The sequence below is a fragment of the Vibrio sp. 070316B genome, assembly GCF_013114115.1.
In the GTDB taxonomy this organism is placed as follows: Bacteria; Pseudomonadota; Gammaproteobacteria; order Enterobacterales; family Vibrionaceae; genus Vibrio; species Vibrio chagasii_B.
On record NZ_VTYC01000005.1, the window covers coordinates 90858 to 108903 of the forward strand.

Below are 18046 nucleotides of genomic sequence, written 5' to 3' on the forward strand. Positions count from 1 at the left end.
GTTTTAGCGTTCAAAGGAGAGCCTCATTGCGGGTGTCGTCTTGTCGTTGCCTTGAGCTGATTGAATTGCCGATGCCTCAGGATGGCTATAAACTCTGCTTCCATTCACCCAGGTGTGTTTTATCTGAGCGGAGAACTCATGCCCTGCGAACGGTGACCATCCACATTGATACAAGCTGTTGTCATTACTAACTAAGGTTGGCGCTTGTGGATCGACTAATACTAAATCGGCGAAGTAACCCTCACGGATATAGCCGCGTTCCTGTATCGAATAACGGATCGCTGGGTTATGTGCGGTTTTCTCGACCACCTGATCGACAGTCAAGGTTCCAGCACTCACGTGGTCAAAAAGGCTCAGCAGGGCGTGTTGTACCAGAGGCAACCCAGCAGGTGCTTGTTCGTAAGGAACTTGTTTCTCTTGCCATGTATGTGGCGCATGATCTGTCGCGATGATGTCGATTTGGCCCGCACACAAAGCTTCTAATAGAGCGTCTCTATCACTTGGGTATTTGATGGCTGGATTGCACTTGATTTGGTTGCCGAGCGTTGCGTAATCGTTATTGCTAAACCAAAGATGATGGACACAAGCTTCTGTGGTAATGCGTTTCCCATGAATGGGGCCAGCTTCAAACTGAGCGAGTTCTTTTTCTGTTGTGATGTGCAACACATGAAGTTGACTGTTGTGTTTTTTAGCTAGCTCAATCGCATAAGAAGAAGAGGCATAACAGGCTTTGTCATCTCTTAAAATTGGGTGATCTTCAATCGTGAAAACTGCTTTCTCTTTTCTCAGTTTTTCTTGGTTTTGGGCGATGACTGAACCGCTTTCGCAATGGGTAACGATAAGGACCGGAGAGTCACGAAATATGACATCGAGCGCTTGAGGATCTTCAACCAACAGGTTACCCGTTGAAGCCCCCATAAACACCTTTACACCGCAGTGTTTGGTTGGGTCGAGACGTTTAATTTGTTCGAGGTTGTCTTCGGTTGCACCAAGATAAAATGAGTAATTGGCCAGCGAGCTTTGTGCCGCAATATCAAACTTTCGCTCTAAGGCTTCAATGGTAGTGGTCGCTGGGTTTACATTCGGCATCTCCATATAACTGGTAATGCCGCCGGCAACCGCAGCGCGTGATTCGGAGGCGATTGATCCTTTGTGGGTGAGGCCGGGTTCACGAAAATGAACTTGGTCGTCAATCATACCGGGAAGGAGATAGCAGCCTTGAGCGTCAATAATCTCATCACCTGGCTTTGCTTCGATGTTGTTGGCAATTTTTTCTATTCGCTGGTTAAGGATCAATAGATCCGACTCGATAATGATGCCTTCATTAACCAAGCGGGCATTCTTGATGAGTGTTGCAGACATAGCGTTTCATTCTTCCTTTTTGATTGCTGCTGATGCTGGGGGAGTGTTTAAGACATTAGCGTGAACATTGACGGGCTTCGGCGCTTATGTATCGACGCATTCATCACATACGCAGCTAATCTCTAACTGGGGGCTTGTTACAGTAAAGCCTTCTTGCTTTGCGTGAGATTGAAGATCGCGAATGATGGAAGGGGCGATGGTTTGCTCGCTGATTTTGTCGCACTTAGAGCAAATCAAAAACTGCGGGATGCCGTGTTCATGATCGCAAAGGATATGGTCACAAAGTATGTACTTATTAGAGACTTGCAGTTTGTGCGCTAAGTGTTGATCTTCAAGAAATTCCAATACCCGATAAACCGACATTGCTTGAACATGCTGATCAAAGTGCTCTTTACAATATTCAACGATTTCATACGCAGAAAGTGCTTTGTTGGCGTGTATCAAGGCTCGCAGTATCAACTGTCGTTTTGCCGTAAATTGTTTGCCACTGACTTTGCAGCCTTGTTTTACATGCTCAATGATTTCTTCAATATCTCTCATTCAATCCACAAAACTAGAAATTATGTAGATATGTTATAACATATCATTTTATTGTGAGAAACAAACTTTGTTGTCATTGCTTAGGGTTACTACTCAGGGGGATGATCGATATATGTTCTGGATTGGGTACGCAGCGAGGAGGCTCGCTACGCAATAACAGCGAAGGAATTACTACGGGGTAATGAGCGTATTGAGCTGTTCTTAAACCAAGTTTACTGGCTTTTTGAGTGTTGGGTGGAAAATACCCTTGGCGCCCATATCGACAATGGCATAGTCGTTTAACCCTTCGGTCATTCGACTGCGTGATTGGCTGAGTTTTACTGTCTTTAACATTAATTTTTCAAGTTTAAGGTTGTAGTCTTTAAATTCTTCTTCGGTCAGCCTAAATTTGGTCGTAATAAAGTAAGCTTGTTTGTTGTCAGCATTAATATATTGCACCGCTTGTTTCAGTGCATCGATGACTTGATTCTTGAACGTTGCGTTAAATCGAGCGTGTTCAGAGAAAGCCGTATTTGAAGGCACAATGACATGGAACTTCAAGTCGAATAACATCGCAATCAGTTTTAGCTGTTCAAGCTTTCTTAGGTAGATATGCAGTGAAGGTTTGTTTAAGTCAAAACGAGCCATTAATTGCTGAGCGTTTGTCCCTTCATTAACGATTTCTTGGAAAATAGTAAACAGCGCGGGCTCTTCACAAAAGGCCGCATCTTGTTCATCAGTAAATAGTGAGGTCGAGGCCAATGATTCTTCTGCCTCAGAGAGAATTGCGGATAGAGGGCGTTGAATTAATTCGCATATCTTTTGTAACTTGAGAATGGAAAGCGATTGATGGCCATTAAGAAGCCGTTTGATACTCACTTCAGACATTTCAGTGAACTCTGAAACCTCTTTATAAGAGATGCCTGTCTTTTTTAAATGCCGTTTTATAACGCTACAAATTTCTCGGTTGAGCGTATCCATCACTTTATCCTGTTACTTATTTATATCCTCAATGTATCACATAGTGTTACTTTTGTTATTTGTTTTGAATAGGAAGGGGCAATTAACGATACTAATTTAGATGGTTAATACTACTTTGAGAGATTACGATGGATTTGGGATTAGATAATATCAATGTTGTTGTTACAGGGGGCTCGAGCGGAATTGGGGCGAAAATAGTGGAAGGGTTTGCCAACGAAGGAGCGAACATTTGGTTTTGTGGTCGTTCTCAACATCGAATCGACAGGTTGTATGAGCTGCTCGGAAACAAGGCGGAACGAGTTGTTGGTAAGGTAGTTGACGCCCATGATCCGGCTCAAATGAAAGCTTGGATTGCGTCTATTCCTCGCATCGATGTTTTTGTTCCTAACGTGAGTGCACTTTCTGATGAATGGGAAGATGTACTGCAAAAGGACATTAGTGCAACGCAGCATGCCATTGCATTGGTTTTACCCAAATTGCTTGAATCGGATTACGCAGCAATAACCTATATTGGTTCGAAAGCGAGCGGATATACCGCTTGTCACGCTAATGCTTATGGGGCAGGAAAGGCCGCGCTTGCGCATTACATGAAATCTCTGGCTTTGACCTACGTCCGTAAGGTAAGGGTTAATACCGTTTCACCTGGAGATACTTATATTGCTGACGGCCTTTGGGGGAGGTGTAAGCGTGAAGATCCTGAGACCTTCCAGAAAGTTCTCGAAAGAAACCCAATGGGTCGATTGGCAAACCCTGATGAAGTTGCCAACGTGGTAACCTTTATTTCTAGTCCTGCTGCGAGTTTTGTTTCTGGAGCAAACTGGTACGTAGATGGAGCATCGACCAGCCATGTTCAATACTAGCTGTATTGGTTAGGTTGTTTATGCATAGGTGAGCTTTATTAGGTTAACTTCTAAACAAGTAACTCCGTGGGAAAGCGTAATTCAGTAAGGTTTTATTCAGGCCAATTCGAATTAAATTCTGAAATGATACAAATCTCATATTTAATAACGCTTATTTAGTAACCTCTGTTGAGTGCCATATCAAATCAAGTGGCTGATTTTATTGGGTATCGGAGAAAAGTCTCAAAAATTATTATTTAGATCGTTAAAGTTTTAAATACCATATTAGTGACTTTTTGTGGAATATAAGTCTATTTGGTTGCTGTTGAGTAGTTGGTTTTTAGCTATATATGTGAAATTTGAAGCGAGTTATCTTTCTGATTTGAAAGAATAATTAAATAGTTAAGATAAAAAAGTTGGCGAAAATCAGAAGCTTGGCATACACTTTCCTTGTAAATGACCTTATCTCATTGATTGAATAGGGTAAATGCTTTGGCGCTACTGGCGATAGTAGCAATGTTTAACATAGCTTTGAGGAAAGTTTTATGGCACTCACGAAGGCCGATTTGGCTGAGAACCTGTTTGAGACACTCGGATACAGCAAGCGGGATGCCAAGGAAACGGTTGAAGTGTTTTTCGAAGAAGTTCGTAAAGCGCTCGAAAATGGCGAACAGGTAAAACTGTCTGGTTTTGGTAATTTTGATCTTCGCGAGAAAAACGAGCGACCTGGTCGTAACCCGAAAACTGGTGAAGACATTCCAATTTCTGCTCGACGTGTTGTTACTTTTAGACCGGGACAAAAACTAAAGGCCCGAGTTGAAAATATAAAAATCGAGAAGTAGCCAAGCAATAGACCACGCCTAGCGTGGTCTTTTTGTATCTGTACATAGTCCGAGCTAAACACGCTGCTTTCACTTCGAGTCATCTTTCTCAAACATTTAAACTCTACCTCCTTTCTTTTCCCTACGCTATTTCTGATCACTGACTGTGATTGGTATTACCTCTGACTCATCGCCTTTGTTTTCAGCAATATCTATCTAAGCATTCTGCGTAAGCTAATATGTAACTACAGTTAGTTACACCCACTAGAAAGATCCCGTTCAGGAGAAGCAACATGACAAAAATAGCGGTAACAGCGTCAAGTGGAAAGCTGGGTTCGGCAATCGTTGAAGCTTTGGTAAAACTAATACCAAAGAGCGATGTTATTGCTTTGGCGAGAACACCTGAAAAAGCCAAACATTTGGATGTTGAGGTTAGACCTGGAGACTATGATGACCCCGCTCAATTGGAGCTGTCGCTAGATTCAGTCGACACGCTGCTTGTCGTGTCTGGGATGGATGCGCCCGACGTTAAAGCCATTGGACTTATACAATCGTACTAAAGAGTATTATCACCAGTAGGTGGGCTTTCTAGGAACACTGGCTAAGTTGGTTTCTACAAGGTTGGATAAGAAAAACAGTAGATAAAAGAAAGGGCTGTGATTATGCAGCCCTTTGTCGTTCTTGTTTATGATAACGGTTTAGTCAGTGATTAAGCCGCTTTAATGTGCGTGGTAATGTACGGTTGCCATGCTTGTTGGTAAAGCTCTAAAGATTGACGTCTTAGGCTATTGATTTGCGCTGCTTCGATATCGTTAATTGGACGATGTTCTGCAATGGCGTGACGCTCAATACCTTGGATGATTTCGTATAGCTCGTGCTCAGGACCACTTTTCACATCAGCAATCGCTTTTAGGTGAAGTTGAACTTCGGCAATGATGTTGGTTTTTGGCAATCGAACCAACAAGTTAAGGTCACGGTAGCCAGAGTCAGCGGGAGATTTAAACTTGTTTTTCAGCTTAACAACGTCTGCTTCGCGGCTTAGTGCTTCATAGACTTCAACCAAGCTTTCTACATCGTTCGCGATGATAGTTGCACGTGCTAAGTCGGTAATTTTTGTTACGTCACCATCAAGTTCAAGAGCGATTTTTTCTTCTGCGCGAGCTTGAGATTTAACGCCAGCAAATAGCGCTTCAGAATTGGTGAGTAGGGCAGTACTTTTACAGATAGTTTCTAGCTCAGCTTGGCCTTGATGCGCTTTGCTGTACAGAATATCGAAGTCGGTATATGGCTGAGTCGGACGTGAGTCGAATGCTTTGATGCCATACAAGCCGCTTAGGCTATGGCGGAATACATTTGATGAAACTTGGTTTTGCGATGACGCTGTGCGCGATTGATCAGTTGAACTTGTTGAAACAGGTGCTGCTGCGAATGCAGGCGCTCGGCTCAATACCAGAAGCATTAGGGCCGTCGTACGGAGAAATACACTCATTCAAACTCCAAAATACAAGGTTACAAAAACGGGTAGTCAAAAGGGGTAACCAGTAACGCAAAAGAGTAAAAACAGCTTAACTAAACTCACTACATATTAAATGGGGCTAGCTAAGACAGAAACCAACTCTAACGTTTAATATTGCTTTAAAATGTGAACATATAGACAAATAATCCAAGCGTTAGTTCCGCAATTTTCAGAACTTTGAACTTAGCCAGTTTCTGTTTTTGTCGAAACCGATTTGGTACTTTAACCCAAGCTAAGGTTGCTCTTACTTCTCTATACTGTACCCTTGCATTATGACTGTTTAACATGAACGAAAGATGAATAATCCTGAATTTTGGCACAATAAATGGGCAGCCAACCAAATTGGTTTCCACCTTGAAGATGTAAACCCACTTTTAGTTGAGTTTTGGAAAGCAACTGACCCTAGCTATGAGAAGAGTGTATTTGTTCCTTTGTGTGGCAAGAGTGAAGACCTGATTTGGCTAGCGTCTAAACATGAAGACGTTCAAGGTGTGGAATTGAGCCAGATTGCGGTTCGAGCTTTTTTCTCTGAGCATTTCTACACGCCAACCGTAACTCAAATTAACGGCCAACATGAGCTTTATCAGTTTGATGAGTTGAGTGTTTACACTGGGGATTACTTCACTGCGCCAATTCAGCCGGTCGATATTATTTATGATCGTGCTTCTTTAGTTGCTTTGCCTGCTGAGATGAGAGTGCAATATGTAGAACGCTTGAAGCAGTTATTGAAGCCTGGCGGCAAGATCCTGCTTGTAACGCTAGACTACGACCAAGATGAAATGGCAGGCCCTCCGTTTAGCGTACCTAAACTAGAAATCGCTCAGTTGTTTGCGGGTTACAAGGTTACGTTATTGAACCAAGACATTGCAGACCACGAGCACCCTAAGATTGCTAAGAAAGGTTTGTCTCGATTCAGTGAGGAAGTGTACTTGATTGAGTCGGAAGTCTAAGCTCAGTTTGCTTTCGAAAAGATAACACCAATGAAAAGACGGGCGCATGGCCCGTCTTTTTGATCGTTAAGACTTCATGTGTGAAAGCCTAATTAGTAAATCACTTTAACTTTAGATGCGCTGGTGATTGCATCTTCAATCGCGGTTTCTGTGCTCTTACGGCGTGTTAGTGCAACACCAAGGCGACGACGACCATCGATGTCTGGCTTACCAAACAGGCGAACTTGTGTTTGTGGTGCATCTAGCGCTTCCGCAAGGCCTTCAAAACGGATGTTCGTTGATGTGCCTTGTCCAAGGATTACTGCAGACGCACATGGGCCATACTGAGTAATTGATTTGATTGGCATACCTGTAAATGCACGTACGTGCAGCGCGAATTCTGATGAGTCTTGAGACATCAAAGTCACTAAGCCAGTATCGTGTGGGCGAGGGGATACTTCGTTGAAGATCACATGGTCACCTTTAACGAACAACTCTACGCCAAAGATACCATGACCGCCTAAAGCATTAACCACTTGCTCTGCTGTGTATTGTGCAGCTTTTAGAGCGTTGTCTGACATGATTTGTGGCTGCCATGATTCGCGGTAATCACCATCTTCTTGGCGGTGGCCGATAGGTGCACAGAAATGGACACCGTCGACGGCGCGAACGGTTAGAAGAGTGATCTCGTAATCAAAGTCGATGAAACCTTCAACGATTACACGCCCCGCACCAGTGCGTCCGCCTTCTTGTGCGTAATCCCAAGACTTCTGGATATCTTCTTCGGTTTTGATAACGCTCTGGCCTTTGCCTGAAGAACTCATTACTGGTTTCACAACGCAAGGCATACCGACAAATTCAACCGCGGCAGCGAAATCTTCAAAGGTGTCTGCAAAGCGGTAAGGCGACGTGCTTAGCTTGAGTTCTTCTGCTGCAAGACGACGAATACCTTCACGGTTCATCGTTAGCTTAGTGGCGTTAGCTGTTGGAACGACATTCAAGCCTTGAGCTTCAAGCTCGACCAACTTGCTGGTGGCAATAGCTTCAATTTCAGGAACCACATAATCTGGTTTTTCTAGTTCAATGATCGCTTGAAGTGCATCGCCGTCTAACATGTCTAATACATGGCTACGATGCGCAACTTGCATCGCTGGTGCGTCTGCATAACGATCACAAGCAATAACTTCCAAACCTAAACGTTGGCACTCGATAGCAACTTCTTTGCCGAGTTCACCTGAACCTAATAGAAGTACACGAGTAGCATTTTCACGAGTAGCAGTACCAAACATAGAAATTCCTTCCGATCTTTTTAACGATTGATTGAAAACGGGGTGATCATACTTATTTCAATGACAAAAGCAAACGTTTGCGCAAGTTGTTGCGTTAATTACAAGCATAAAAAAAGCAGCCCCGTTAAATAGGGCTGCTTGTTTAAAAGTTTGTTAAATAGATGTACTTAGATTGCTAAGTAAGTCACTGGGATGTCGGGATTAATCGCTTCTAATGTGGATTGCGTATCCGCTAGGTGACTGATGCTACCTTCTGCGATTTCAACCAAAGCAGCACTTTCAATTTGTTCAAAATCGAAGCCGGCTAGTTTAAGTTGAATCAACGCCACTTGTAGAGGTGGTAGGCTAGGGTTAAACGCTGCGTTTTCTGCGTAAGCACCCGTAAAAATCTCACCTGACGTCAATTGTAGTGAAACACCACTTAGGTTTTTGGTGTAAGGCGCATGGCTGCGGTTAAGGGCTGCTAATGCTTCAACTACGATAGGAGTGGTCTCTTCCGTCGTGTACTTATGATCAAGTTCAGACATCAAGCCTGTTGTTACACCAAGATCAGAAGGTCCAAATGAATCAGGCAGGTACTCTTGTAGTGACATTTCATCACGCTGTGGAAGCTGAACTTTAAGCTCTTTCGCTGTAGTCAGTTCGTTCATGAATTGACGGCAGTGACCACAAGGGCTGAAATTGATCGTGATATCTGAGATACCTTGTTCGCCTTTCATCCAAGCGTGACTGATTGCAGATTGCTCGGCATGAACGGTTTGGCCAAGTTGAGCACCGGCAATTTCAAGGTTTGCACCAAAATACAGAGTACCAGACAAACCACGCACGATTGCACCAACATAAAAGTCAGATAGCGGAGCGTAAGAGTACGCTGCGGCAAAAGGAAGTAGCGCAATACGTAGCTCGTCATCCGCTAAACCACTTGCTTGCAGTAGGCTAGCAAATTGTTCTGGAGACAATGTCGCGTCAAAGTTGTCTGCTAATACGATGTCACTTAAAAGCGCTTTCATTGATGATGGAGCACTTTCCAGCGCCAGGGTAATACGACTGTTCATGTTGAATCCTTAATTGACCTTAGGCTTTAAGTTTATGCAATGCTCAGGAATTTTCTGTGATAAAGATCACTATTGAATTGTTGCTGTTACATTGGTTTGCATAATTAGAGTGAGGTCACACTTGAAATCGATTGCAAGCATCATTTTTACCGTTTATATCGCACTTATTGTTCAAAATCGCCTGTTATTAGCTGAATAAATGGCAATAAAAAGCCCAAGCAAACACTGATATTGACAGGGTTAGGCTTGGGCTAAATCGGGCTTTGAGCGTCTAGGCTAGGAATAGAACCAGACCACCATGCCAAACACGCTAGGTGCGATGATTGAGGTGATAACGCCACAAAGTACTAAGGCCAGTGAACTGAAAGCCGCATCTTCTTGGTTCTTTTCAGCACAAGTCGCCGTACCTAACGCGTGAGAAACCGTGCCCATGGTTAAACCCCTGGCAATAGGGCTCTTAATGCCAATTAGATTGTAGATAGGGTAAGCAAAAATTGCCCCGAATAAACCAACGATAAGAACCAGTATTGCAGCAATAGCCGCTTCACCACCAAGATGGCTTGATACTTCCATTGCAATGGGGGTGGTGACTGATTTGCCCAATAGACTCGCAATCAAACTTAGGTCAGCTTTGAAAGCGACGGCAATCATTGCCGCTGTGGTCATCGACATCACACTACCCAGTGTGCATGCAAAGGTTATGATTCGCCAGTTAGCTCGAATTTGAGGTAGCTGCTCATATAAAGGATAAGCTAGGGCGACAACCGCTGGCTGAAGCATGTACGTAATCCAAGTATTGTCTGCGTAGTAGGTCTCGAACGGGACTTTAAAGAACGTCAGAATTGGAATGATGATGCCAATGCTTATTAAAAGCGGGTTGCATAGCGGGGAATTCACTTTCTGACTTACCCAACGAGCAAACAGAAACACCACAATAGTTAATAGAATCCACATGATTATTTACCTCTCGCCAGCAAGCGGTCTAAGAACCATGACAAAGATACCAATACGATGAGTGTGCCGCCCACCGCGCTTGCCATAATCGGCAGTGCGTTAGCGATAAGCATGTCAAAATGTTCCATAAGCCCGACACTGATCGGGACAAACAGCAAAATCATCAAACGAATAATTAGGCTGGCACCAGGTTGTACCCAGTGCGCAGGCACAATACCTATCACCATGGCAGTAAACAAAATCAACATGCCAAAAATACTGCCAGGGATTGAGGTGTCTAAGTATTGCTGTAACGCGTTGCCTGCAGTGAGAGCACCTATGATTAAGGTGAAGGAGATTAAGCAGTAAACGAGTTTGATCAATCTTTCTTTCAAGGTTTTACATCTCTCGATAATGGGTTAACTAGCTAGCTTTTCTACGTATTGATACACCGCTTTCAAGATAGCCATTTTCTTTTCGTCGCTTTCATGTTCATGTGCGAGGTTTTCTAGGTTGAGCATGTATTCTTCTAAGCGGCTTTCGTAAAACTCACGACAATGGTTTGCCCACTTAAGTTGTTCAGATTCGTCTAGCGTCCATGGAAAGTGGCGAGCGCGGTAACGGAACAGCAAAGGCTTAATACGTTCGTCACTGAAGGTGATATCCAACGCTGCTAAGTTATTTGGATCAGTCTCGCGGATGATGTTCATCGCGGTCTTATCTGCTGGAGAGAAGAAGCCATCGTAAAGTTGGGTATCTACATCGTCGCTCTTTTCATACTCACGTTCCTGTGAATATAAGCCAATCAATTTTTCACGAATTTCTGGGTGTTCGCGTAGGATCGCTAGGTTCTTCAAACACTGCTGGCGGTCGATACCAATGGTTTCGGCATTTTCAGCAGTTAATGTTTTTGCCGGCGCTAGAATAGGGCACTTGTTGAGTTGAACCAGCTTAATTGGCACTGGTAGCTCGTCTTCATTCAGGTCGCTGCGTTTGGTGTAAAGCCTTTCTCTAAGCTCATCAGTCTCTAGCTCAAGCAGAGGGCTAGGATCTTTTGCCAAGTCCACCACGATAACCGCGTTTTGATTGGTTGGATGCCAAGCCATAGGAACAATCCAGCTTGTGTAATTGCAGTCACGACCAAACATGCCTGACACATGCATGAGAGGTGTCATGTTTACGATGTCGACTAATTCGTTCAACTTGCGCTTGTGACGCATGTTGTAGAGATAATCAAACATCTTAGGTTGTGCGGTTTTCAGCTTTTTCGCTAGTTCGATAGTCGCGATAACATCCGCCATCGCATCGTGCGCGTTTTCATGTTCTATGCCGTTTGCCACAGATAGATGTTCCAGTTTGAAGCTTGGGAAACCTTCTTCGTTTTCTGGCCACACAATACCGTCAGGGCGCAGAGCGTGTACGGCACGCATCACGTCTAATAGATCCCAACGAGAGTTACCGTTTTGCCAGCTCCATGCATATGGGTCAATGAAGTTACGGTAACAGGTGTATCGCGTTACTTCGTCATCGAATCGAATACTGTTGTAACCAAGGCTTGTGGTGTTCGGTTTTGCAAGCTCAGCATGTATCTTGGCGATGAACTCAGGTTCCGGTAGGCCTTGAGACATGGCTTTTTGTGGAGTGATGCGAGTGATCAGTGCGGCTTCAGGTGCAGGTAGATAATCAGCAGGAGGTTGGCAGTAGATGACCAATGGCTCACCAATAATATTGAAATCTTGGTCGGTACGAACGCCGGCAAACTGACTTGGACGATCTTTTGCTGGGCTCACGCCCCATGTTTCGTAATCGAAAAAGAAGTAGGTTGGCTGATTATCTGAACTCATTGAATTTCCTGAACAGTCTACGGGTAATCGTGTACTGTGGCTGAAGGTTAGTTTTGTTCAGTATCTGATAGTATGCGGTACGCGTGCAACCCAGATCACAAATAAATTGTAGGAAAGTGCTGCATTCCTATTCAATCAGACTGCGATCGAGGACTTGGTATCTTAGTTTGCTTATTTATTGGCAAGATCAACCAACAAAGTGGTGTGACAAAGCGCTCGAAGGGGACACCATTTGGGGGGGTAAAATCAGCTCTGGATAGCCAAAACATTCTGAGTCTATGAAGAGTGTGTTACTGCTTGTATCTGCCTTACATCACGCTTTCAACGTCACGCGCTTTGCTGCACTAAACGCTCCTGAGAGATGAAACTGAATCGGTCATTAGAGTAAATCGTAGAACCAGTCATAGATATAAAATTATTATCCTAAATGATGTTATTTTATAGTTTTAATGACCACAATAAATAATCATGTTAGATAATTTGACATGTCTTAATTTTAATACATCATAAATTGTGAGGGTAAATAATTCACCTTTGATTTCTTAGTATTACAATGAGAGGATTAATCTAACTTGTTTCAATTTTGAGAATTTATTGCAACATGATGATCTATATATTTCGTTTTTTGGTATGACTTCAAGTTTATCTTGGTCGGTATTTCTGGATATATTCCAATAATTAGGTTTTTACTTGATTAAATAAATGGTTAACTAACTAATTAGTATGTAAAACGAGTTTTATATATTATTGGATGGAATGCTCTAATACCATTATTTTTATTAGTGTTATTTATATCAATTTGCGTGATCTTATTCTCACTGCTATCTATTTCTTTATAAATAAGTGTCAATGCATATATTTTCTAAATAGGATTGTTGTTACTTAATTGTTAACTATGGTTGGCTGTTAGGTAACCCTAATAATAAAGTCGAATTTATATAAAGGATTAAAGAAATGAACAAAGTCTTTAAGGTTGTTGCTGTCTCTGCACTTTCTATCTCTTCAGCGAACGTTTTCGCTGTGAGTGACACTTTTGATGCAACATTAGAAGTAAAACAAGCAATTACAATGACAAAAACCAGTGATTTAGACTTCGGTATCATCACATCAGACAACACTACTGATGTTGTTGTCGCTAAAGGTGATGCAGGAGCTGCGGCGTTTACGCTTTCTGGAGAGTCTGGTGATACGGTAACAGTAAGTATTTCAGATACCAACTTGGTTAACGGCGTAAATACAATCGCGGCAGAATTTGACTTTAATAACGCGATAACTCTTACCGGGGGTACTGCGGATCTTAATATTGGTGGCACTGCACGTACTTCGAGCGCAACATTAGTCGCTGGTACTTATACTGCAAACGTTGCAGTAGATGTAACTTACCAGTAATTAAATGAAACTAGTCTAATATTGTGGCTGTTATATTGCAGCCGCTTTTACTATGAAGTCTCTATTTAGATGTGTAGTTAAGTACACGGCTTATATTGGTCTTATTTTTTATTCAAGCCCGTTCTATGCTCTGGAAATAATTCCTGAGAATATGGAAGTAAAATTTCCGGGCATGTATGTTTCTGGTTCTGGACAGAATGCCGATGCTAATCCATCGAGTAGTCAGATTTATGTGGTGCGCTTTTATGTCGAAGGTGAGCCAGGGAAAAAGATCGTGGTTTCGCTCCCATCTAACCAATACCTTAACCATTCCCAAAAGTCTAAACGTCTTCGTATCAAAAAGTTCTATTTTGGCTGCGGCTTGTCGAAAAGGGGCAGAGCGAAAATAAAAGGGAATGGCAGAAGTAAACTGCTGTGTATTGGCGCAAGAGTAAAAATCGGCGCGAATCACCCAGCTGGCGTTTATACCAGTACCATTCCTTTTGAGGTTAATTATAAATGAAGTTATTTATCTCATGTATTGTCGGCTTACTTTTCACTGCACAAGTCTATGCTCAACTCCTTATTGCACCAACACGTTTCGTCTTAGATGCTGATACCTCTGTGACAGAAAAAATCGTGGTAGAAAACAATTCAGATGAACCGATTCGATTAGAGATAAAACCTATCTATCGACCAGTAAAGGCAAGGGGGCTGGTGCGTACCGATGCCAATATTGCTGAGTCTGAAAACATCGCTGATTGGATTAAAGTGTCACCACCGATTATTCGTGAATTGAAGCCTAACCAAAGGCGCACCGTTCGCCTGCGCATGAACGCCTTACCTGCGGACATGCCTGATGGTGAATACCGTGCTTATCTATGGTTCTCTCCGATAGCGAAAGCGCCCGAAGCCTCACCGCCAGACCTGTCCAGAAAGGTGCGATCTAACAATGGTTCAGCGTTCCAGCTTAACTTCCACATCAATAGTTATGTGCCGGTTTACGTACAAAAAGGTGAACAGGTCCAAGATGTTAAGTTTGAATGTGATGAACAGAGCCTCAAGATCACCAATGACGGTAAGTTTCAGTTCAGCGCCAAACTGAATGTCGACGAACACAGCGAAAAGGTGGTGTTGCTGCGTAATGCTGAATTAACCAAATCGCTTCCAAAAGGCTCAAAGATTTCACTGGTTCAAAACGACGAGTCTTTGCACGAATGTGTTCTATAACTTGAGCTGTATGCTGTCAGTGCTTACGCGCTCGATTGAGTGACGATAAGATTCATGTTCCAGCACCTGTTATGTCGACTTGTCTTGCTTTGCTCTTTGCTTCCATTTGTCGCTTATTCGCAGTCAGAACAGGAAAGCGAGGCGAGTGAACTCTATCCTGCTCATATAGAGGTGCGAGTAGGACAAGTCGGTGATAGCTTTTACCGTGTCATGATGGATGACTACGAAGAGCCGTTCATATCGATATCCAATGCGGCTTTTTCGCTGTTAGAGATGAACGGGCAGTGCGATGACGTGGGTTATTGTGAAATCTACCTGCCGCAAGATGTAGGTAGAGAGTCTCCCCCCTATATTGTTGATACCCAGCAAGCGCTTTGTTATCGCGATGACAATAATATCCAATCAATTAAGTTTGAAGTGATTGAGTCTGAAACCTATATCCACTGGTACAGCCTACAAGCGTGTATCCCTGCCAAAGTCCGATGGGACATTGATGACTATCGGCTAACCGTGTCGCCAGAGTTCAGTTCGTTAACAGAGCTGGAAGCGGTGATCTCGAAGATCAAAAATGAATCCCGCAAGAAAGCCGAAGAATTAAAACGTGCCTCTAACGTGCCTGCAGTCGATCCCCTTGCTAGGGTGGGATTAGCGACACGAGTAGCAACGTCTGTATATCACGACAGTGAAGAGGGCGGCGATGTTTACGTTATTTCCGATACCATTTTAAGCACCGAACATTCCTTATCCCGATTGTCTATTGATTCGAGAGAAGATCAGCCCATCGTTTATTACAACATCGCGGTTGAGACAAACGATGGTGAGGGCTCGCTTGAGTTAGGGCATGTATTGTTGGATGGCAGCGTTTTTACGAATAACCAAACTCTTGAAGACGGGCTCTACTACACCAATCGAAACCGTCAGCCAGAGTTCGGCAACTTACAATTGGAACGTACAACTCAACCCAATATCAGCATTGATGTGTTGGTTAATGGTATCTATCAAACCACTTATCGTTCTGATGAGTTTGGACGTTTTGTCATTGAAGAAGACAACATTTCCCCAGGTGACACCATAAAGTTTCGTTACTACTTGTCTAAAGGGGTGTGGCAGGAGGAAGAGATCACCGTTGCTGGTTTAGAAGATGCCTTTTTACCACACAATGAATGGGGCGTTGAGGTGGTAGGTAATGAAGGCGCGGATCGAGCTGGCGCTGTCTCGTTAGAGTATGGCCTCGCTGATTATTTTACCGTGGGTAGTGCTTTCAGACGACAGCATGGTAAAGACTTAGTCGGTTTTCAGGGACGATATTTACCGACCCATTGGTTTGCTGGTCATATTGGTTGGTTGCCCTATTTTAATCGGTTCCCAATGGAGTTTGATATCTTGCTAGGTGCCGACCAGTCCGCATCGATTGAACTTAATAAGACCGATGAATTGGATTTAGAGTCGATGGAGTATGATGTCTTCAAGTACAACTTGTCACTTGCAAATCTCACTGCCTTTTTAACGGTAAGAAACGATCACTACGAGTTAAGTGTAGAGCCAAAAGTGAACGCCAAAGTGTCTAGTAACCTGTTCCTTTCTTATGCAGGAGATTATCAATACACGAAAGATACCCACCAAGATAGTTACTTGCATACCGTCGAGCTCGCCAAAAGCGGCTTCTCTGACACATCGTGGAATATATCTGGAACAGTGAATGGGTCTGGACATCATGAACGCACTGAGCTCTCCTTAAGAAATGCCTGCAAAGAGTGTGTGCTTGATCCTTTGAAGGTATTTCAAGAGCTGACCACTAATGTATCGGCACGCTACCAGAAACAAGAGGTCTCATTTACTGCCTCTTTGGAAGCACGCGTGAATCCATATCTGCTCTTTAAATTGGAAGGCACAGAAGACCGATATGGCGTCGAGATGACCACGGAATTTGGTGCGAAAACCTATTTTGACGAAGATATTGGCGAGTTTGTTGAATGGAATCGATACAACCACTCTAAACTGACCGGCATCGTGTATGACCATCACAAGCAACCTATAGCCGGAGTCAGCTTACAGGTCTTAGACCAACGTGCTGTTAGTAATTCAAAAGGAAGGTTTGAGTTTTCAAGTGTTCCTGCTAGAGAAAAGCTACCAATTTATATCGATGAAGGAGCGTTAGACCTCAACTTAACACCAATTCAGAATCCAGTGTTTGTAAATACTAAGCAGGTGGGACAAACCCATGCACCGATCGAGATGGTGGTGTCATTTGGTGTGGACGGTACCGTGAAAGGGGATATAGAGAGCAATGCGTACCTGCATTTTAAACACATCCAGAAAGGCACCGAATATTCCAGTGAAATAGAGAGTGATGGCTTTTACATGGTCGAAGGGCTTATCGCGGGTAAATATATTGTGACCTTAGAGATGGGAGACAAACGATTCGTACAAGGTGCCGAGTTGGATGGGGATTTTTGGGTAAGCGACTTAACATTTCAGCTGATCGACTTTCATAAGGTCTATTAGTGATCGTTAAGGCTGAGGAAAGATGTCCTCAGCTTTTATCATAATGCCTAATGTTTCCTACCTAACGGCAAAGTCACTAGTAGATACAGGCTTCTGCTACGGTGAGGTTTTCCCCTGAATGGAGATCTTTTATAGGGCGCGTACCGACCTGTTCTGCTGATACCTCGCGATAGATCACTTGATTTCCCTCCGGCGTGGTATTGATCGCCGTGACCTCAAACAGAGAGTTTCTATTAACCAGCACCTCTAGTTCATCATCACGCACCGTGGGTATCACGATTCCATGTTGACCAAGGTTAAGCTCAAATCGAGAAAGTTGCCCATTATGAAAAGTATAAGAAGATGTTTTCGAGATAGACGTAGATAAGTAGGAATTGGGACTGACGATATCTCCAACTTTTACAGTGTCTCCGTAAGCGGAGAGTAAGCTCTCCCCACGAAACACCGTCCCTTTGTATTTGATGCCATGTTCGAACGCTGAGTCTATTTCATTGATTAATGATTCTGTCTCCGAGTCCATTCTCCCTTGCGCTAACCCTCTTCTTATCGGCTGATAGGCATCATCTTGATACCTTTCTAGTGCATCAATCTCACTAGGGTTTAGGTGTTGGTTTTGCGCTCCTGCTTGTTGGTACAGCTGCGACCGGATCTTAGCGAAGTCTCCATAATTCGATTCGAATCCTGGGTCAGACATATCTTCAAGAATGGCTTCAATGTTATCAGCACTGTAATACTGAGCGTTATATTTGAGGGCGGCGAGTGAAGTAAATGGTAGTGCAGAGAGGCAAAGGGCAAGCAAATAGCGAATGTGTAATGTTTTCATTTTAGTAATAATAATCAATTTATAATAGCTTT

18 protein-coding genes are annotated in these 18046 nt (G+C 43.3%); 8 read left to right on the top strand and 10 right to left on the bottom strand.

The annotated features are described in order from the left end of the window. Window positions 1–3: 3 nt before the first annotated feature. The 3 genes from F0251_RS06405 to F0251_RS06415 all read right to left on the bottom strand — a co-directional run bounded on the left by F0251_RS06405 (window position 4) and on the right by F0251_RS06415 (window position 2862). Window positions 4–1362, bottom strand: coding sequence for a dihydroorotase (locus tag F0251_RS06405; protein WP_171730606.1), 1359 nt, complete (start codon window positions 1360–1362; stop codon window positions 4–6). A gap of 84 nt (window positions 1363–1446) precedes the next feature. Beyond that, window positions 1447–1902 carry a Fur family transcriptional regulator gene (locus tag F0251_RS06410; RefSeq protein ID WP_076651470.1) on the bottom strand — a complete coding sequence of 152 codons (456 nt, stop codon included), beginning with the start codon at window positions 1900–1902 and terminating at the stop codon, window positions 1447–1449. A 201-nt stretch (window positions 1903–2103) separates the two neighbouring features. Continuing rightward, window positions 2104–2862: a helix-turn-helix domain-containing protein gene (locus F0251_RS06415; protein WP_076651471.1), complete on the bottom strand. Its 759-nt coding sequence runs from the start codon at window positions 2860–2862 to the stop codon at window positions 2104–2106. Window positions 2863–2990: 128 nt separating this feature from the next. Here F0251_RS06415 and F0251_RS06420 point away from each other — a divergent pair, with 128 nt between their 5' ends. The 3 genes from F0251_RS06420 (at window position 2991) to F0251_RS06430 (ending at window position 5082) form a co-directional block, all read left to right on the top strand. After that, a complete protein-coding gene (locus F0251_RS06420) occupies window positions 2991–3722 on the top strand; it encodes an SDR family NAD(P)-dependent oxidoreductase (RefSeq protein ID WP_102384531.1) in 732 nt (243 codons plus the stop codon). 524 nt (window positions 3723–4246) lie between these two features. Continuing rightward, window positions 4247–4543 carry an integration host factor subunit alpha gene (gene ihfA / locus F0251_RS06425; protein WP_004734853.1) on the top strand — a complete coding sequence of 99 codons (297 nt, stop codon included), beginning with the start codon at window positions 4247–4249 and terminating at the stop codon, window positions 4541–4543. 272 nt (window positions 4544–4815) lie between these two features. Then, window positions 4816–5082 carry an NAD(P)H-binding protein gene (locus F0251_RS06430; protein WP_241902779.1) on the top strand — a complete coding sequence of 89 codons (267 nt, stop codon included), beginning with the start codon at window positions 4816–4818 and terminating at the stop codon, window positions 5080–5082. Between the two features lie 149 nt (window positions 5083–5231). Here F0251_RS06430 and F0251_RS06435 read toward each other — a convergent pair whose 3' ends face one another. After that, window positions 5232–6011 carry a RelA/SpoT domain-containing protein gene (locus tag F0251_RS06435; protein ID WP_012604146.1) on the bottom strand — a complete coding sequence of 260 codons (780 nt, stop codon included), beginning with the start codon at window positions 6009–6011 and terminating at the stop codon, window positions 5232–5234. Between the two features lie 323 nt (window positions 6012–6334). Here F0251_RS06435 and F0251_RS06440 point away from each other — a divergent pair, with 323 nt between their 5' ends. Next, on the top strand, window positions 6335–6988 hold the full coding sequence (locus tag F0251_RS06440; RefSeq protein WP_171730607.1) for a thiopurine S-methyltransferase: 654 nt from the start codon (window positions 6335–6337) through the stop codon (window positions 6986–6988). A 92-nt stretch (window positions 6989–7080) separates the two neighbouring features. On the opposite strand, the gene purT is transcribed toward F0251_RS06440, so the two are convergent. The 5 genes from purT to sbcB form a co-directional block, all read right to left on the bottom strand. Then, window positions 7081–8256 carry a formate-dependent phosphoribosylglycinamide formyltransferase gene (gene purT / locus F0251_RS06445; RefSeq protein WP_171730608.1) on the bottom strand — a complete coding sequence of 392 codons (1176 nt, stop codon included), beginning with the start codon at window positions 8254–8256 and terminating at the stop codon, window positions 7081–7083. A 167-nt stretch (window positions 8257–8423) separates the two neighbouring features. Next, window positions 8424–9311, bottom strand: a complete 888-nt coding sequence (gene cdd / locus F0251_RS06450; protein ID WP_171730609.1) for a cytidine deaminase — start codon at window positions 9309–9311, stop codon at window positions 8424–8426. A 276-nt stretch (window positions 9312–9587) separates the two neighbouring features. Further along, a complete protein-coding gene (locus tag F0251_RS06455; RefSeq protein ID WP_008217479.1) occupies window positions 9588–10265 on the bottom strand; it encodes an LrgB family protein in 678 nt (225 codons plus the stop codon). 2 nt (window positions 10266–10267) lie between these two features. Further along, window positions 10268–10639: a CidA/LrgA family protein gene (locus F0251_RS06460; protein WP_008217481.1), complete on the bottom strand. Its 372-nt coding sequence runs from the start codon at window positions 10637–10639 to the stop codon at window positions 10268–10270. A 24-nt stretch (window positions 10640–10663) separates the two neighbouring features. Further along, window positions 10664–12088 (bottom strand): exodeoxyribonuclease I, encoded by a 1425-nt coding sequence (gene sbcB / locus F0251_RS06465; protein WP_061031508.1) that lies wholly within the window; start codon window positions 12086–12088, stop codon window positions 10664–10666. 954 nt (window positions 12089–13042) lie between these two features. Here sbcB and F0251_RS06470 point away from each other — a divergent pair. Genes F0251_RS06470 through F0251_RS06485 form a run of 4 tightly spaced genes read left to right on the top strand, consistent with a single transcriptional unit; the run spans window position 13043 to window position 17191 of the window. Continuing rightward, window positions 13043–13477 (top strand): DUF4402 domain-containing protein, encoded by a 435-nt coding sequence (locus F0251_RS06470; RefSeq protein WP_171730610.1) that lies wholly within the window; start codon window positions 13043–13045, stop codon window positions 13475–13477. A 52-nt stretch (window positions 13478–13529) separates the two neighbouring features. Continuing rightward, window positions 13530–13979 (top strand): DUF4402 domain-containing protein, encoded by a 450-nt coding sequence (locus F0251_RS06475; protein ID WP_061031507.1) that lies wholly within the window; start codon window positions 13530–13532, stop codon window positions 13977–13979. After that, window positions 13976–14686 carry a molecular chaperone gene (locus F0251_RS06480; RefSeq protein ID WP_171730611.1) on the top strand — a complete coding sequence of 237 codons (711 nt, stop codon included), beginning with the start codon at window positions 13976–13978 and terminating at the stop codon, window positions 14684–14686. The genes F0251_RS06475 and F0251_RS06480 overlap by 4 nt, the downstream gene beginning before the upstream one ends. A 54-nt stretch (window positions 14687–14740) precedes the next feature. Continuing rightward, window positions 14741–17191, top strand: coding sequence for a carboxypeptidase-like regulatory domain-containing protein (locus F0251_RS06485; RefSeq protein WP_171730612.1), 2451 nt, complete (start codon window positions 14741–14743; stop codon window positions 17189–17191). 76 nt (window positions 17192–17267) lie between these two features. On the opposite strand, the gene F0251_RS06490 is transcribed toward F0251_RS06485, so the two are convergent. Beyond that, window positions 17268–18014: an ADP-ribosyltransferase gene (locus F0251_RS06490; RefSeq protein WP_061031896.1), complete on the bottom strand. Its 747-nt coding sequence runs from the start codon at window positions 18012–18014 to the stop codon at window positions 17268–17270. Between the last annotated feature and the right edge of the window lie 32 nt (window positions 18015–18046).

What these genes read in the sequence shown, in the direction of transcription:
- F0251_RS06405 (WP_171730606.1), bottom strand. Translation starts at nt 1,362, where the DNA reads ATGTCTGCAACACTCATCAAGAATGCCCGCTTGGTTAATGAAGGCATC.
- F0251_RS06410 (WP_076651470.1), bottom strand. Translation starts at nt 1,902, where the DNA reads ATGAGAGATATTGAAGAAATCATTGAGCATGTAAAACAAGGCTGCAAA.
- F0251_RS06415 (WP_076651471.1), bottom strand. Translation starts at nt 2,862, where the DNA reads ATGGATACGCTCAACCGAGAAATTTGTAGCGTTATAAAACGGCATTTA.
- F0251_RS06420 (WP_102384531.1), top strand. Translation starts at nt 2,991, where the DNA reads ATGGATTTGGGATTAGATAATATCAATGTTGTTGTTACAGGGGGCTCG.
- ihfA (WP_004734853.1), top strand. Translation starts at nt 4,247, where the DNA reads ATGGCACTCACGAAGGCCGATTTGGCTGAGAACCTGTTTGAGACACTC.
- F0251_RS06430 (WP_241902779.1), top strand. Translation starts at nt 4,816, where the DNA reads ATGACAAAAATAGCGGTAACAGCGTCAAGTGGAAAGCTGGGTTCGGCA.
- F0251_RS06435 (WP_012604146.1), bottom strand. Translation starts at nt 6,011, where the DNA reads ATGAGTGTATTTCTCCGTACGACGGCCCTAATGCTTCTGGTATTGAGC.
- F0251_RS06440 (WP_171730607.1), top strand. Translation starts at nt 6,335, where the DNA reads ATGAATAATCCTGAATTTTGGCACAATAAATGGGCAGCCAACCAAATT.
- purT (WP_171730608.1), bottom strand. Translation starts at nt 8,256, where the DNA reads ATGTTTGGTACTGCTACTCGTGAAAATGCTACTCGTGTACTTCTATTA.
- cdd (WP_171730609.1), bottom strand. Translation starts at nt 9,311, where the DNA reads ATGAACAGTCGTATTACCCTGGCGCTGGAAAGTGCTCCATCATCAATG.
- F0251_RS06455 (WP_008217479.1), bottom strand. Translation starts at nt 10,265, where the DNA reads ATGTGGATTCTATTAACTATTGTGGTGTTTCTGTTTGCTCGTTGGGTA.
- sbcB (WP_061031508.1), bottom strand. Translation starts at nt 12,088, where the DNA reads ATGAGTTCAGATAATCAGCCAACCTACTTCTTTTTCGATTACGAAACA.
- F0251_RS06470 (WP_171730610.1), top strand. Translation starts at nt 13,043, where the DNA reads ATGAACAAAGTCTTTAAGGTTGTTGCTGTCTCTGCACTTTCTATCTCT.
- F0251_RS06475 (WP_061031507.1), top strand. Translation starts at nt 13,530, where the DNA reads ATGAAGTCTCTATTTAGATGTGTAGTTAAGTACACGGCTTATATTGGT.
- F0251_RS06480 (WP_171730611.1), top strand. Translation starts at nt 13,976, where the DNA reads ATGAAGTTATTTATCTCATGTATTGTCGGCTTACTTTTCACTGCACAA.
- F0251_RS06485 (WP_171730612.1), top strand. Translation starts at nt 14,741, where the DNA reads ATGTTCCAGCACCTGTTATGTCGACTTGTCTTGCTTTGCTCTTTGCTT.
- F0251_RS06490 (WP_061031896.1), bottom strand. Translation starts at nt 18,014, where the DNA reads ATGAAAACATTACACATTCGCTATTTGCTTGCCCTTTGCCTCTCTGCA.